A 13,782-nucleotide genomic window follows, 5' to 3' on the forward strand; every position below is an offset into this window, starting at 1 on the left:
CAGTTGTGCGGTGACGAAGGGCAATGCGAGTCGATTCGGCCATGTTCGATCCCTCTTCGGCCTTCCTCGCGGAGCACGCTCGACCAGTCGAGGCGCCGCGTCTATTCGAACGGCAATCGCCGGCCGCATCGACGGGAGCCGCCGAAGCATATAACCCACTTTCCTCAGAGATCGACCGTCGGACCAAAAGAGCCGTTGACGAGCGCGGCCGCCATCGGGAAACGAATCAGATCACCGGAAGGAGTTCTACATGCGCGCTCTACGTACCGCCCTGCTCCCCGTCCTCGCCTTGATCGGCTGCACCGCCAATGGCGACGTTGCCGACGGGGCGGCCGCCGAAAACCAGGCCGGCGACGCCTCCGCGCAGGCGCAAGCTCAGCCCTTCCAGGTGACCCCTATCGCCGAGTTCCAGGAACCCTGGGCGATGACCTTCCTTCCCGGCGGTCGGCAGGCGCTGATCACGGAGAAGGAAGGCCGGCTGAAGCTATGGACCGTGGGCGGCGGCGCGATCGATGTCTCCGGCACGCCTTCGGTCGCTTATGGCGGGCAGGGCGGCTTCGGCGACGTCATCGTCCATCCGGATTTCGCGAGCAACAACATCGTCTATCTGAGCTGGGCCGAAGCCGGGGACGGAGAAACCCGCGGCGCCGCGGTCGGTCGTGCGCGGCTGGTCGTCGAGGGCGAGGCGGCGCGGCTGGAGGATCTCCAGGTGATCTGGCGCCAGCAGCCGAAGGTTACCGGCCAGGGCCACTATGCTCACCGTCTGCTCTTTTCACCCGACGGCAGCCACTTGTTCGTCAGCTCCGGCGATCGCCAGAAGTTCGCCCCGGCCCAGGACATGAACGCCAATCTCGGCAAGATATTGCGCCTCAACCCGGATGGCAGCGTGCCGGAGGACAACCCCTTCGCCGGGCAGGGCGGAGTCGCGGCCCAGGTCTGGACGCTGGGCCATCGCAACCCGCTCGGCATCGCCTTCGCCCCGGACGGGCGGTTCTGGGAAATCGAGATGGGCCCCGAAGGCGGCGACGAGTTGAACATCGTCATCCGGGGGCGCAACTACGGTTACCCAATCGTCTCCAATGGCGACCATTATGACGGCCGGCCGATTCCGGACCACGACACGCGCCCCGACTTCGAGGCGCCGAAGGTCACCTGGACGCCGGTCATCTCGCCAGGCGACATGATCATCTACACCGGCGAATTGTTCCCTCAGTGGCGCGGAGACGCGCTGGTCGCCGGCTTGTCCAGCGAGGCCTTGGTGCATGTCGACCTCCAGGGCGACAGCGCTCGCGAAGCCAATCGCTGGCCGATGGGCCGCCGCATCCGCGAAGTCGAGCAGGCGCCGGATGGCTCGATCTACCTGCTCGAGGACGGCGACGGAGGTCGCCTGCTGCATCTGACGCCGGCCCGATGAGCGGGGCGGAAGAACCGAATGCGCGATGGCGGCGCTATATTGCCTGACTAGAGGCCGGGACCATCTTACCTGACTGGAGTCAGCGAAGATCGACATGCATTTCGGGGCTCCGCGGTCAGCCGATCATCGGGCTGCTCAGGCTCGGAACCAATCGGGCGCTGGAGGAGGCGCAGGTCGGTACCGCAGCTGCGGCTATGCCGCGTCTCTCCATTCAGTGCCGACGCTTTTGCGCACCACCGATTAGAGAAGCGGCTCTTAGGCCCGAACGGCCGCTGGCGGCATCAACCAAGCACGAACCCGATCGCCAGTGCGGCGAGCATCAGCGCCGTGAACAGCAGGAAGATCGCTCTGAGAAAGGCCGGGTGCTGCTGACCGGTGAGTATTTCGTACAGCCCGCCGATCGCTGCACCGAGACCGAAGCCGATCACCAGGGCGAACAGGATCAGGATCATGGTGGCCTGAGCGGGCGTGCCGTCGAACCGCCAGCCATTCTCCTGCCCGGCCAGCATGGTGGGCGCCGTGTAGAACGTGACCGCAGCCATCAGCACGGTGAGGAACAGGCCAACGATCAGCAGCACCCAGCCACGCGGCTGGACCTGGCGGGCATGACGGACCGGTCCGCCGCACTTCGGACAATGGGGCAGCCTGCCGTCGACGGTGATGCGGCAACCGGCCGCGTCGCAGATGCTGACATGAGCCATCGCTATTCCCCGCGCCGCCTTGCACGCGATCGACGCTACACGGGTGGCTTGCGATGCGGCAAGGTCAGGTTCGCCGGTAGCGGAAGTACCAGACCTCCCGCCCTTCCCGCCGCGCCTTCGCCTCGTAGCGCGTCTCCGGCCAACCGCCGGGACGCACCAGGAAGTCCTTTGCGCTCTCCGCCAGCCATTCGAAATCGCGGCGGCCGCTCATGATCATGTTTGCCCAGCGGCAATAGACCGGATCGTCTGTGCCGAGCCTGAACTCGCCGCCGCGTTCGAGCTTCGCCGCAATCAGATCGAGCGGCCCGGGATTCACCATGCGTCGCTTGGCATGGCGCGCCTTCGGCCAGGGATCCGGGTGAAGCAGATAGACGAACCGCAGCGAGGAATCGGGCAGCCGCTCGAGCACCTCGAGCGCGTCGCCCATGTGCAGCCGGACATTGACCAGATGACGGTCGCGGATATGGGCCAGAGCGCCGGCGACGCCGTTGAGGAAAGGCTCGGCGCCGATGAAGCCATGGTCGGGGAGCAGGTCGGCCCGAAAGCCGAGATGCTCCCCGGCGCCGAAGCCGATCTCGAAATGGAGCGGCCGCTCATCCCCGAACAGCCGCCGAGAATCGATCGGCCCCTCGGCCGGAACGGCAACGGCGGGAAGCAATTCCTCGACTAGCGCCGTCTGCCCGGAGCGCAGAGGCCGCCCCTTCGAGCGGCCGTAAAGGCGGCGGATCGTGGTCGGGTCGGACATGCGAGCCCTATTGCCGCAATCGCGGGTTCAGCCAAGCGGCGCTAGCAGCGAAGGATGAGGATACGTCACCTGCTCGCCTTGCCGCTGCTGCTTGCCGCCGCGCCGGCGCTCGCCACCGGCGGCTTCGAATGCCGCACCACCGACGGTGCGAACATCACGATCGGCGGCACCGTCGGTCACACGCTCACCTCGCCGCTCGTTGGCGCCCGTCTCCAGCTCGGCGATCGCCTGCTCGCGACGACCAAGAAGGCGCCGGACCTGGCGATCGGCCGCAGCTGGATCGACGATCGCGAGATCCGAGTCAACCTGGTCGATCCGAACGCGACCCGGTTCGAGGCGCAGCTGCGAGCCCGCATCGGCTCGCCCGGGGCGGCGGCTGGAACCTTGGTGCGCCACGGCGCCACCCACCCCGTTCGGTGCGAGCTGGAATAGCCCGGCGCACCTACGACACCGACGCTGTCGAGAGCCGGAAGCGAGCCCCGCCCCGCCTGCAGCGGGAGATGCGCATCGGCTGCTGCCGTCAGGCCACGGCCTGCTTCAGCTGATCGACCAGGTCGGTCTTTTCCCAGGTGAACAGGTCGCCCTCCGCCTTGCGGCCGAAATGGCCATAAGCTGCGGTCGGCTGGTAAATCGCCCGATTCAGGCCGAGATGGGTGCGAATGCCCTTCGGAGTCAGCCGGACGAGCTGCGGCAGCACTTCCTCGAGCTTGGCAGCGGTGGTGCCGTTGGTTTCGGTGCCGTGGAGGTCGACGTAGAGCGACAACGGCTCGGCGACGCCGATCGCGTAGGAGAGCTGGATCGTGCAGCGCCGGGCGAGGCCGGCCGCAACGATGTTCTTGGCAAGATAGCGGCTCACATAGGCAGCCGAACGGTCGACCTTGGTGGGGTCCTTGCCGCTGAACGCGCCGCCGCCATGCGGCGCGGCGCCGCCATAGGTGTCGACGATGATCTTGCGGCCGGTCAGGCCGGCGTCGCCGTCGGGGCCGCCGATCTCGAACAGGCCGGTCGGGTTGACGAAGATGGCGTCGTCGTCGTTCGGCATCCAGCCGGACGGCAGCACCTCCGAGAAAATGCCCTTCACATAGTCGCGCAGTTTCGACTGGTCATAACCCTTGGCGTGCTGGGTGGAGACGACCAGCTTCACGGCGCGAACCGGCTTGCCGTTCTCGTAAGCGAGCGTGATCTGGCTCTTGGAATCGGGCTCCAGGAACTCGGCGTCGCCGGAATGGCGCAGCTCGGCCAGGCGCTCGAGGACTCGGTGCGAATAATGAATCGTCGCCGGCATCAGGTCCGGTGTCTCGTCGCAGGCAAAGCCGAACATGATGCCCTGGTCGCCGGCGCCCTCATCCTTGTTGCCGGCTTCGTCTACGCCCTGCGCGATATCGGCGGACTGGCCGTGGAGGTGGCAGGCGAAATCGGCATATTGCCAGTGAAAGCCGTGCTGCTCATAGCCTATCCGCTTGACCGTATCCCGCGCCGCGGCCTCAATCTCCGCAAGCGTGGGCGTCACGTCGTCGCGGCAGCGAACTTCGCCTGCCAGCACGATCCGGTTCGTGGTGACCAAGGTCTCGCACGCCACCCGCGCCTCCGGGTCTCGGCCGATGAACAGGTCGACCACGGCGTCGGAGATCTGGTCGGCCACCTTGTCAGGATGGCCTTCAGAAACCGATTCGGACGTGAAGAGATAGTTGCTGCGCATGAGGAGGCTTCGCTTTCTAGATGCCCTGAGGAGCGGCGGGAAAATGGAATATGCGGATATAAAGATATCCTTATGTGCGCCCTAGCGCGCTTTGGCCGGCTTCGCAATGCCCGAGGGGCTCCCACGCGCCGCCTCGCGGCCTCGCAGCGCGAAAACTCCGGCGGCGGCGAGCAAGAAAGCGAAGGCGAACGGCAGGGCGTTGCCGTAGCGGGCGAACAGGGTGGGTGGCGCGGGCAAGGGGAGGTCGGCGTCGATCGTGCCGGCAATGCCGAGGGGGATCGAATGGATCAGATCGCCTTGCGCATCGATGATCGCCGAGATTCCGGTCGGGGTCGCTCGCACGATCGGGATCCCTTCCTCCAGTGCGCGTAGCCGTGCCTGCGCGAGATGCTGCGGCGGTCCCCAGGCGCCGAACCAGGCGTCGTTCGAGGGGTTGAAGATGAAGGCGGGACGCCGCTCCGGATCCACGACCTGGCCCGAGAAGATGATCTCGTAGCAAAGCTGGAAGCCGACCCGGCCGATTCCCGCTACGTCGAGCGTCCGTGGCCCGGGGCCGGGCTGGAAGTCGAGATCGCCGGGCGCGAGGCGGGACAGGCCGATCGCCGACAATATCGGCCGCATCGGCAGATATTCGCCATATGGGACGAGATGCGCCTTGTCGTAGCGCGCCAGGATCTCTCCGTCGCTCGTCATCGCGAACACGCTGTTGGTGGCGCGGTCGGCGGTGACACCGTCTTCCGAAAGGAAGGTGATTCCTCCGGTCAACAGCAAGCCGCCGGGCGGGATCGCCTGCGCCACCCGCCGCCGAGTGGCCAGCGTGTGGAGCTGGTAATCCAGCTGTCGCCGCTCATCCTGCAGCGCCTCGGTAACCGCCGCCTCGGGCCAGATCAGCAGCCTCGGCTCGCCGCTGCTACGCGACAGGCGTTCCAGCCGCGCCATGTTCTGCTCGGCGAAATCGGGGCTCCATTTGAGATGCTGGCCTATATTGGGCTGGACCACCCGCACCGGCGCGCCGGTGCCGCCGGCAGGCTCCGGCGCAGCTGCCAAGGCTGCGACCTGGGCCGCCAGCACCAGACCGGCAAGCGCAATAGCGGGGCGACGATCCGGGCCTAGCGACGCGATCCGGACGAGGCCGGCGAAAAGGATCACCATGGCCGACAGTCCATAGGTGCCGACCAGAGCCGCCAGCGGCGCGATCGAGCGGTCGAGCAGCACGACACCAGCCGGGTTCCAGGCGAAGCCCGTGAACAAAGTGGCTCGCAGCCATTCGGTCACGATCCAGGCGGCGGCGAAGATCAGGGTGAAGGCGAGCGGCCGAGAGCGGCCCCACCGCCAGGCCAGGCCGGCGGTGACGGCGGGGAAGATTGCGAGATACAGGGAAAGCAGGACGACCGCGATCCAGCCGAGCCAGGCCGGCATCGCGGCCTGGAAAGTGAAGGCCGTGGCGATCCAGTTGAGGCCTAGGACGAATTGTCCGAGGCCGAACCACCAGCCCCGCGCCAGCGCCGTGCGCAGCGACGGCGCGCGCTCGATCAGCCACAGCAACATGGCGAAGGCCAGGATGGTCAGAGGCCACCAGCCCAACGGCTGGAAACCGAGCGCCGAGACGAGGCCGGCGAGGAAAGCGAGCGCGTGGAGCTTCATGCGTCCCTGCTATGGGGATGGGGGGTCGCGCCCGTCAATGGCGTCGCCGGACGCACTGCGCAGGCACGAGGCCGATGTCGACGACTCGATGGCCGCGCCGCCTCTGGGCGAAAGAGCAGGTGCGGATCGCGCACGATCAACGGCCGGCAATCGGCTCGTCTGTCGTCGCTTCGCGTCTTCACGTCGCCGCCGCCGCTGAGCAAGCTGAACGAGGTGCAAGCGGACGTCTCGGATCCGCCCGGGCAGCTCGGCGCACCCCCTGCAGGTCCTGCAGCCGCATGAGCAGCAACTGCCGCGACGGCATTGACGCCGAAATCCGGATGGACGGGTGGTCAGCCCGTTTGCACGACGCGCTGACCGGTCTATCCGGCACGCATGAAGCTCATCTTCCTTTTTGGCCCGGCCGCGAGCGGCAAGTTGACGATCGCCCGGCAGATTTCGGCCCGCACCGGCCTGCCCGTCTTCCACAACCACCTCGTCGTCGATGCGCTGCTGGCGCTCTTCCCCTTCGGCTCAGATCCGTTCGTGCGGCTGAGGGAGCGCTTCTGGATCGATGCCTTCGACGCTGCGGCAAAGGAGAAGACGTCGTTCATTTTCACCTTCGCCCCGGAGCCGACGGTCGATCCGGCATTCCCTGAGCAAGTCCGTACACTGGTGGAGGGCGCCGGCGGGCAAGTGCATTTCGTCAGGCTGACAGTCCCCCCGGAGGAGCAGGAAAGACGCCTCGTCGATCCCAGCCGCCGCGAGTTCGCCAAGCTCAAGTCCGTCGACCTGCTGCGCGAACTCCGTGCGAAGTTCGACATCGGTGCCTGCGAGGCGGCCATGCCCCAGCCGGAGCTGATCGTCGACACCACGGCATGGGCGCCCCCGGAAGCGGCAGGGTTGATCGTGGAGAGGTTGGGCCTGCCAAAGGCGCCGCCCGGCGCGCCACGCTCCGGTTGACCGGCGCCGCGCGGCCCGGCTAACGCCTCCGCTTTCCCCACACCGGAGCCCCCGAATGACCGACACCCGCCTGGACGTGCTTGCGATCGGCAATGCGATCGTCGACGTGCTCGCCGACGCCGACGACGCTTTCCTCGAGCGCGAGGGCCTGACCAAAGGCTCCATGCGGCTGGTCGATGCCGAAGAGGCGACCCGGCTGTACGATCATATGGGCCCGGGGCGGCAGGTGAGCGGCGGGTCTGCGGGGAACACCGCCGCCGGTATCGCGGCGCTCGGCGGACGCGCCGGCTTCATCGGCCAGGTCGCCCCCGACCAGCTCGGCGAATTCTACATCCACGATCTGCGCGCGGCCGGAGTCGAGCTGACGACCCCGCCCGCCGATTTCGGGGTACCCACCGCCCGCTGCATGATCCTCGTGACTCCCGACGGCCATCGCACGATGAACACATTCCTGGGTGCGGCGCAGCACCTGCCGGCCGAGGCGCTCGACGAGGCGCAGATCCGCGATTCGGCGATCCTCTACCTCGAAGGCTACCTCTGGGATCCCGAGACGCCGCGCTACGCGATGGTGCGGGCGATCGAGGTCGCCCGAAGCGCCGGCCGCAAGGTCGCCTTCACCCTCTCCGACACGTTCTGCATCGAACGCCACCGTGATGGCTTCAACGCGCTGATCGACGATGGCCGCGTCGATATCTTGTTCGCAAACGAGGCGGAGATCCAGGCGCTCGCCGGAGTGCCCCATTTCGACTCGGCGGTGCAGGCGTTCCAGGGGAAGGTCGAAACGCTGGTCGTCACCCGAGGCGAAAAGGGCGCCGTCGGAATCTCGCGTGGCGAGCACGTCGCCGTCCCGGCCGAGCGGGTCGATCGAGTGGTCGACACGACGGGCGCAGGCGACCTGTTCGCCGCCGGCTTCCTCGCCGGGCAAGCCCAGGGACGCGATCTCGCGACATCGCTCCGGCTCGGCGCCGTCGCCGCCGCCGAAGTGATATCCCATTACGGCGCTCGCCCGGAGGCCGACCTGCGCGCCCTCGTGGCCGAGCGGGCCGCGTAATCTTCAGGCCGACGGGGTGCCCGGCTGCGGTCCCGGCGGGAGGTCCGGCGCCGGAGCCGGAACGTCGATGTCCGGTCCCGGCGGGCTGATTTCGGGCGGTGCCGGCGCCTGACCGGGCTGGGACGGCGGCGGCTGTTCGGGCGGCACGGACGGGGGCGGGGGATCGGTGGCCATGATAGTCTCCTTCCCCCGCTGAACGCGACCGCGGCCCCGGAGTTTCGGCTTCACGCCACAGCCGGTGTCGCACTCAATAACGGCCTAAGTGCTCGGCGATCAGCGTCGCGACTTGATCTGCGTGGGTTCGGGCGAGATCGTGCCCGCCGCCCCGGATCCGTTGCAGCCGTGCATGCGGCAGCAGGCGGCTCAGCCGCTCTCCCACGGCGGGCGGGCTGATCGGATCGCGGTCACCGACCAGGACGAGGGCCGGCGCGGTTATGGCGCCGATCTGGTCGGAAAGATCCATCTTGATCTCGGTGATCCAGGGTGCCGCTCCGGGGAACTCACGGCGATAGTCGGCCCGCCAGTCGGTGCCGCCAAGGTCGTCGACCGGAACGCCGCCCGAGGTGGCGCACAGGACGAGGCTCCGCAGCTGGGCGGGCGCGGTGAGTGCCGCGAGGATGGCGACCAGCGCGCCCATCGACTGGGCCACGAGGTCGCAAGGCCGGTCCATCTGCTCGACGACCATCGCGACGAGATCGTCGATCCCGCTGATCTGCGGCTGCGCCGGTTCGTCGCCGAGGCCGGGCCAGGCGAAGAAGTGGGCCGGGTCTCCGCCGGGAAGGCGTTCGGCTACGGGTTTCCAGAAGTCGGCGCTCGCGCCGGCGCCGGGAAGAAAGAGGAGCTTGCCCATGGCCGCATTATTGCGTCCACGGCCGAGCCTCGCAACGGCTGAGCCGGCTGAGGTGAAAGCCTCCTGTCAGCTCCGTGGCGGGGTGCGCGGCGGAGCGGATCGCGGGTGTCGAGGCCCGGAATGTCCGGGTCGAGGTCGTGAATCTCCGGCTCGTGTACTTCGACGAGGCCGCGGCCGAGTTGGCTGGTGCGACGGGAGTAGCCGAAAGCGCGAGCAGTCGTCAGCGGCCAGGCAGCCGCTCGAGCTCGACCGTGCCCCCGGCCTGCCCCTCAGCTCTGCGCCGGCTCGTCCACCGGATCGCACAGCTCGGGCGGCGTCTCGCGGCCATGGTCGCGACCGGCGTCCCGGCGGCCGCGGGCGAGGGCGAACACGACTGGGGCCAGGAGCAGAAGCGCGACGAGGTTCGGCAGCGCCATCGCCGCGTTCGCGATATCGCCGAGCCGCCAGACCAGCTCCAGCTCCTGGAACGAGCCGACCCAGATCATGATGCACCACAGGACCCGGAACGGGATGATGGCCCAGTCGCCGACCAGGAAGGTGATCGCCCGCTCGCCGTAATAGGACCAGGTCAGCAGCGTCGTGAACACGAACAGCAGCAGCGCAATCGACGCGACCAGCACGCCGATCGAGAGCCCACCCAGCGAGTAGGGGAAGGCTGCCGCGAACGCACCCGCGGTCATGTCGAAGCCGCGAAGGTCCGAGTTCCAGACATGCTCCTGGATGGTGATGGCGCCGGTCACCGGGTCGGTCGCCGTGAAACTGCCTTGGACGGTGAGGATGACGAGCGCGGTCATCGTGCACACGACGATCGTATCGATGAACGTGCCCATCATCGCGAAACGGCCCTGCAGCGCCGGATCGTTGGTCCGGGCCACCGCATGCGCCATCGGTGTCGATCCCTGGCCCGCCTCGTTGGAGAAAAGGCCGCGTGCGACGCCGGCGCGGATCGCGATGATCATCGCGGCGCCCAGGAAGCCGCCGCTCGCTGCCTGCGGATTGAAAGCGCCGTGGAAGATAAGGCCGAAGGTCTCCGGTATGTCCTCGACATTGATCAGGATCGCGATCAGCGCCATCGCGAGATAGGCGGCTGCCATGGTGGGGACGACCCGCTCCGCCACCGCGCCGATCGACTTGATGCCGCCGATGATGACGACGAAGGTCAGGGTGGCGACGATCAGACCGCCAATCCAGCCGTCCCAACCGGTCAGCTGCTGGATCGAGGTTCCGGCCGAATTGGCCTGGATCATGTTGCCGGTGACGAAGGCCGAGAAGACGGTGCCGATCGAGAAGACGATGGCGAGCCATTTCCATTTGGGGCCGAGCCCGAAGGCGATGTAGCTCATCGGGCCGCCGCGGCGGTGGCCGCCCGGCAGGACCTCGCGATAGCGGATGGCGAGCGCGCCTTCGGCGAAGGCCAGGGCCATGCCGATCAAGGCCGTGATCCACATCCAGAAGATGGCACCGGGCCCGCCGAGCGCGATGGCGGTGGCGACGCCGGCGAGGTTGCCGGTCCCGACCTGCCCTGACAGGGCTGTCGACAGAGCGGCGAAGGGGGAGATTTCGCCGGCCGTCTTGTCGCCGCTTTTCCGGAACAGGCCGGTGAAGGCCGGCCACAGCTGGCGCAGCGGATAGAAGCGCAGGCCCACCATCATGTAGAGGCCGGTGCCGAGCAGCATCAGCACCATCGGAGGGAAGGGTATGACCTCGACGCCGTTCCAGCTGCCGCCCCAGATGAAGTCCGATACGTTGGTGATGTGGTCGATCAGACCGACCACCGCCGGCGCATCCGCTACGGCATCAGCTTGCGCTGCAGACATTCTTCATTCCCCCGAAGCAAATTCCCTGCCGGGCAGGGCTAGCGGATGGTCCCTTGCGGGAAAACCGAAAAGGGCGGGGCCCGCCCCACCCTTTCCGATGCTTATGCCGGCAGGCTTCAGAGGCCCGGCGGATGGCGCGGCGGGTCGAGCGGGTCACGCTCGTCCACGCCCGGAATCGGCGGCTCGATGTCGTGGATCTCGGGCTCGTGCACCTCGACCAGACCGCGGCCGAGGTGGCTCTTGCGGTATCCATAGAGAAAATAGACGACCAGCCCGATGGCGCCCCAAGCCGGGAAGACGAGCATCGCCTCGGTCGGCAGGTTGAGGAACAGGAACAGACAGCCGCCGACGGTCAGCGGACCGACCAGCCAGAGCGCAGGCACCCGGAACTTGCGCGGGCGGTCCGGATCGCGCCGGCGCATCAGCATCACCGCGACCGCGACCATTAGGAAGGCGTAGAGCGCGCCCGAATTGGCGATGTTGGCGAGCTGGCCGACAGGAAAGAAAGCGGCCCCGGCCGCGACCGCGATTCCGGTCAGCGCGGTCACGATATAGGGCGTCTTCCATTTCGGATGCACCTTCGAGAGCACATCGGGCAGCAACCCGTCGCGCGACATGACGAAGAAGATGCGGGTCTGGCCGAACAGCAGGATCAGGATGACCGACGGCAGCGCCAGGAAGGCGGCAATGCCGAGCGCGTTGCCGATGGCGCTGAACCCGATCTGACGCAGGACATGGGCCAGCGCCTCGTTCGAGCAGACCAGCGCGTCGCGATATTCGGGCAGGGCGCACTGGCGAGCGAGTTCGGCCGACCCGGCATCGAGGACCACGCCGTTGACGATGATCGGCTGGCCGCCGATCGTTCCGATCGCCCCGGCGGCGACGAGGATGTAGAAGACCGTGCAGATCACCAGCGAGCCGATCAGGCCGATCGGCACGTTGCGCTGTGGATTGCGGGTCTCCTCGGCCGCGGTCGAAACGGCGTCGAAGCCGACATAAGCGAAGAAGATGGTGGCGGCCGCGCCGACCGCGCCGATCCCGGACCCCCATCCGCCGAAGACCCCGGCCGGCAGGAAGGGATTGAAATGTTCCGCGTCGATCGCCGGCAGCGTCAGCGCGATGAAGGCCGTCAGCGCAGTGATCTTGATCGCCACCAGCACGGCGTTGACCCGCGCGGATTCGGTGGTGCCGATCATCAGCAGCCAGGTGATGAGCAGGGCAATGATCGCCGCGGGCAGGTTGATCAGTCCGCCCGGGGCGCCACCGAGCGCCAGAGGCCCGGCCCTCAGCCAGTCGGGCAAAGCGACCCCGAAGGTCTCCTGCAGGATAGTGCCGCTAAAATAGCCCGACCAGCCGACCGAGACGGCGGCGGCCGAGATCGCATATTCAAGGATCAGCGCCCACCCCACGGTCCAGGCGAGCAGCTCGCCCATGACCGAATAGGTGTAGGTGTAAGCGGAGCCGGCGACCGGGATCATTGCGGAGATCTCGGCGTAGCAGAGCGCCGCGACGACGCACACCGCCCCGGCGATCAGGAAGGCGAGCATCAGCCCCGGCCCCGCCTTCTGCGCTCCGGCGGAGGTCAGCACGAAGATGCCGGTGCCGATGATGCAGCCGACCCCGAACAGGATCAGCTGGATCGGGCCGAGCGACCGGTGCAGAGCCTTCTTCTCGGCGGTGGCGAGAATGGCATCGAGAGGCTTTACGCGCCCAAAAATCATATTCGTTCTTCCCCTTCGCCGCCGGCCTTTGCCGCCGGTCAGCTCCGGACGCGGAGCCTAGTCTCTAATTCGACATGGGCAAGCCCTTGTTCGGAAGCGGCCGCGAGGAGAAGATTCTTGCTCGGCTCCCATGCCGCGCCTGGCTCCGGAAGGGCGGATCTCAGGCCAGCATCGGTCCGAGTTCGCGTCCGCCGAAGATGTGCACATGGAGATGCGGCACCTCCTGCCCGGCATGGCCGCCGACATTGGCGAGCAGACGGTAACCCGGCGCGACGAGCCCCTGGTCGCGTGCGATTCGCCCGACGGCGCGGACGAAGGCGGCGATTTCCTCGGGCTGGGCGCGCTCGGAAAAATCGTCCCACGACACATAAGCGCCCTTGGGGATCACCAGGATATGCACGGGCGCCAGCGGCCGGATGTCGTTGAAGGCCAGGACATGCTCGTCCTCATAGACTTTGCTGCACGGCAGCTCGCCGCGGAGGATCCGCGCGAAGACATTGCTTTCGTCATAGGGCAAGGTGGCGTCGATCGGCATGGCGAGCTCCTGCTGTCACCGACGGGTGGATCTCCCGCCGCGATAGACCCTCGCTCCCCTGGCTCGCAACACGCTTGACCGGCATCCCCGCCGCGCTACGAGTCGGCCTATGACCGGTTCGCCGCCCGACAGCCTGATTCCTTATGACGAAATCGTCCAGGAGGCGTTGCGCGCGGTCGTCGGCCGGGTCCTCGGTGAGGTGGAGGCGACCGGGCGGCTGCCCGGCGAGCATCATTTCTACATCACCTTCAAGACGGGCGCGACCGGGGTCGACATTCCCCGTCATCTGTCGGAGCGCTTCCCCGACGAGATGACGATCGTCATCCAGAACCGCTTCTGGGACCTCAAGGTGCGCGAGGATGGGTTCGAAGTCGGCCTGTCGTTCAACCAGGCCCCGGCGCGGCTGTTCATTCCCTTCGCCGCGATTACCGGCTTCCACGATCCTGCCGTGGACTTCGCCCTGCAGTTCCACGCCCGCGCGGAAGAAGCCAGGGTGGACGAGCATGAGGAGGCGGAGAACGACGCCCCGGTCGCCGAGCCGATCGAGGACGGATCCAACGTGGTTTCGGTCGACTTCAAGCGGAAGAAGTGACGGCCAGGGGCCCGACCGTCCGAGTTTCCCGGCGAAAGCCGGGATCCGTTCCTCGGCAAAGCCCAAGATTC

At 67.4% G+C, this 13,782-nt stretch carries 14 protein-coding genes; 5 read left to right on the plus strand and 9 right to left on the minus strand.

All coding sequences use genetic code 11. The annotated features are described in order from the left end of the window. Positions 1–250: 250 nt before the first annotated feature. The gene (locus EKM57_RS19720) at positions 251–1,414 is read left to right on the plus strand and encodes a PQQ-dependent sugar dehydrogenase (RefSeq protein ID WP_129794250.1); all 1,164 of its coding nucleotides are present in this window, start codon (positions 251–253) and stop codon (positions 1,412–1,414) included. Positions 1,415–1,695: 281 nt separating this feature from the next. On the opposite strand, the gene EKM57_RS19725 is transcribed toward EKM57_RS19720, so the two are convergent. Next, complete coding sequence (locus EKM57_RS19725; RefSeq protein WP_129794251.1) at positions 1,696–2,115, minus strand: hypothetical protein; 420 nt, start codon at positions 2,113–2,115, stop codon at positions 1,696–1,698. Between the two features lie 64 nt (positions 2,116–2,179). Then, positions 2,180–2,860: a tRNA (guanosine(46)-N(7))-methyltransferase TrmB gene (locus tag EKM57_RS19730; RefSeq protein WP_129794252.1), complete on the minus strand. Its 681-nt coding sequence runs from the start codon at positions 2,858–2,860 to the stop codon at positions 2,180–2,182. Positions 2,861–2,914: 54 nt separating this feature from the next. Between EKM57_RS19730 and EKM57_RS19735 the strand changes: the two genes are divergently transcribed. After that, on the plus strand, positions 2,915–3,292 hold the full coding sequence (locus EKM57_RS19735) for a hypothetical protein (protein WP_129794253.1): 378 nt from the start codon (positions 2,915–2,917) through the stop codon (positions 3,290–3,292). 88 nt (positions 3,293–3,380) lie between these two features. Here EKM57_RS19735 and metK read toward each other — a convergent pair whose 3' ends face one another. Further along, positions 3,381–4,559 carry a methionine adenosyltransferase gene (gene metK / locus EKM57_RS19740; protein WP_129794254.1) on the minus strand — a complete coding sequence of 393 codons (1,179 nt, stop codon included), beginning with the start codon at positions 4,557–4,559 and terminating at the stop codon, positions 3,381–3,383. A gap of 81 nt (positions 4,560–4,640) precedes the next feature. After that, positions 4,641–6,203, minus strand: coding sequence for an apolipoprotein N-acyltransferase (lnt, locus tag EKM57_RS19745; RefSeq protein WP_129794255.1), 1,563 nt, complete (start codon positions 6,201–6,203; stop codon positions 4,641–4,643). 375 nt (positions 6,204–6,578) lie between these two features. On the opposite strand from lnt, the gene EKM57_RS19750 reads away from it, so the two are divergent. Together EKM57_RS19750 and EKM57_RS19755 are read left to right on the plus strand one after the other, a co-directional pair. Beyond that, a complete protein-coding gene (locus EKM57_RS19750) occupies positions 6,579–7,145 on the plus strand; it encodes an AAA family ATPase (RefSeq protein WP_129794256.1) in 567 nt (188 codons plus the stop codon). A 55-nt stretch (positions 7,146–7,200) separates the two neighbouring features. Next, complete coding sequence (locus tag EKM57_RS19755; protein WP_129794257.1) at positions 7,201–8,196, plus strand: adenosine kinase; 996 nt, start codon at positions 7,201–7,203, stop codon at positions 8,194–8,196. A gap of 3 nt (positions 8,197–8,199) precedes the next feature. Here EKM57_RS19755 and EKM57_RS22030 read toward each other — a convergent pair whose 3' ends face one another. From EKM57_RS22030 to EKM57_RS19775, 5 genes are all read right to left on the minus strand, one after another. After that, the gene (locus EKM57_RS22030; RefSeq protein ID WP_165357568.1) at positions 8,200–8,370 is read right to left on the minus strand and encodes a hypothetical protein; all 171 of its coding nucleotides are present in this window, start codon (positions 8,368–8,370) and stop codon (positions 8,200–8,202) included. Positions 8,371–8,443: 73 nt separating this feature from the next. Next, the gene (locus EKM57_RS19760) at positions 8,444–9,046 is read right to left on the minus strand and encodes an alpha/beta fold hydrolase (RefSeq protein ID WP_129794258.1); all 603 of its coding nucleotides are present in this window, start codon (positions 9,044–9,046) and stop codon (positions 8,444–8,446) included. 269 nt (positions 9,047–9,315) lie between these two features. Then, entirely contained in the window at positions 9,316–10,863 is a 1,548-nt protein-coding gene (locus EKM57_RS19765) for a sodium:alanine symporter family protein (RefSeq protein ID WP_129794259.1), read from the minus strand. A 116-nt stretch (positions 10,864–10,979) separates the two neighbouring features. Further along, positions 10,980–12,584 (minus strand): amino acid permease, encoded by a 1,605-nt coding sequence (locus EKM57_RS19770; protein ID WP_129794260.1) that lies wholly within the window; start codon positions 12,582–12,584, stop codon positions 10,980–10,982. A gap of 160 nt (positions 12,585–12,744) precedes the next feature. Further along, complete coding sequence (locus EKM57_RS19775; RefSeq protein ID WP_129794261.1) at positions 12,745–13,119, minus strand: histidine triad nucleotide-binding protein; 375 nt, start codon at positions 13,117–13,119, stop codon at positions 12,745–12,747. A gap of 109 nt (positions 13,120–13,228) precedes the next feature. Here EKM57_RS19775 and EKM57_RS19780 point away from each other — a divergent pair, with 109 nt between their 5' ends. Continuing rightward, positions 13,229–13,711 carry an SspB family protein gene (locus tag EKM57_RS19780; protein ID WP_129794262.1) on the plus strand — a complete coding sequence of 161 codons (483 nt, stop codon included), beginning with the start codon at positions 13,229–13,231 and terminating at the stop codon, positions 13,709–13,711. Positions 13,712–13,782: the final 71 nt, after the last annotated feature.

This window comes from Sphingosinicella sp. CPCC 101087 (genome assembly GCF_004151485.1).
Classification (GTDB): Bacteria; Pseudomonadota; Alphaproteobacteria; order Sphingomonadales; family Sphingomonadaceae; genus Allosphingosinicella.

What these genes read in the sequence shown, in the direction of transcription:
- lnt (WP_129794255.1), bottom strand. Translation starts at nt 6,203, where the DNA reads ATGAAGCTCCACGCGCTCGCTTTCCTCGCCGGCCTCGTCTCGGCGCTC.
- EKM57_RS19760 (WP_129794258.1), bottom strand. Translation starts at nt 9,046, where the DNA reads ATGGGCAAGCTCCTCTTTCTTCCCGGCGCCGGCGCGAGCGCCGACTTC.
- EKM57_RS19725 (WP_129794251.1), bottom strand. Translation starts at nt 2,115, where the DNA reads ATGGCTCATGTCAGCATCTGCGACGCGGCCGGTTGCCGCATCACCGTC.
- EKM57_RS19750 (WP_129794256.1), top strand. Translation starts at nt 6,579, where the DNA reads ATGAAGCTCATCTTCCTTTTTGGCCCGGCCGCGAGCGGCAAGTTGACG.
- EKM57_RS19775 (WP_129794261.1), bottom strand. Translation starts at nt 13,119, where the DNA reads ATGCCGATCGACGCCACCTTGCCCTATGACGAAAGCAATGTCTTCGCG.
- EKM57_RS19755 (WP_129794257.1), top strand. Translation starts at nt 7,201, where the DNA reads ATGACCGACACCCGCCTGGACGTGCTTGCGATCGGCAATGCGATCGTC.
- metK (WP_129794254.1), bottom strand. Translation starts at nt 4,559, where the DNA reads ATGCGCAGCAACTATCTCTTCACGTCCGAATCGGTTTCTGAAGGCCAT.
- EKM57_RS22030 (WP_165357568.1), bottom strand. Translation starts at nt 8,370, where the DNA reads ATGGCCACCGATCCCCCGCCCCCGTCCGTGCCGCCCGAACAGCCGCCG.
- EKM57_RS19720 (WP_129794250.1), top strand. Translation starts at nt 251, where the DNA reads ATGCGCGCTCTACGTACCGCCCTGCTCCCCGTCCTCGCCTTGATCGGC.
- EKM57_RS19780 (WP_129794262.1), top strand. Translation starts at nt 13,229, where the DNA reads ATGACCGGTTCGCCGCCCGACAGCCTGATTCCTTATGACGAAATCGTC.
- EKM57_RS19765 (WP_129794259.1), bottom strand. Translation starts at nt 10,863, where the DNA reads ATGTCTGCAGCGCAAGCTGATGCCGTAGCGGATGCGCCGGCGGTGGTC.
- EKM57_RS19735 (WP_129794253.1), top strand. Translation starts at nt 2,915, where the DNA reads ATGAGGATACGTCACCTGCTCGCCTTGCCGCTGCTGCTTGCCGCCGCG.
- EKM57_RS19770 (WP_129794260.1), bottom strand. Translation starts at nt 12,584, where the DNA reads ATGATTTTTGGGCGCGTAAAGCCTCTCGATGCCATTCTCGCCACCGCC.
- EKM57_RS19730 (WP_129794252.1), bottom strand. Translation starts at nt 2,860, where the DNA reads ATGTCCGACCCGACCACGATCCGCCGCCTTTACGGCCGCTCGAAGGGG.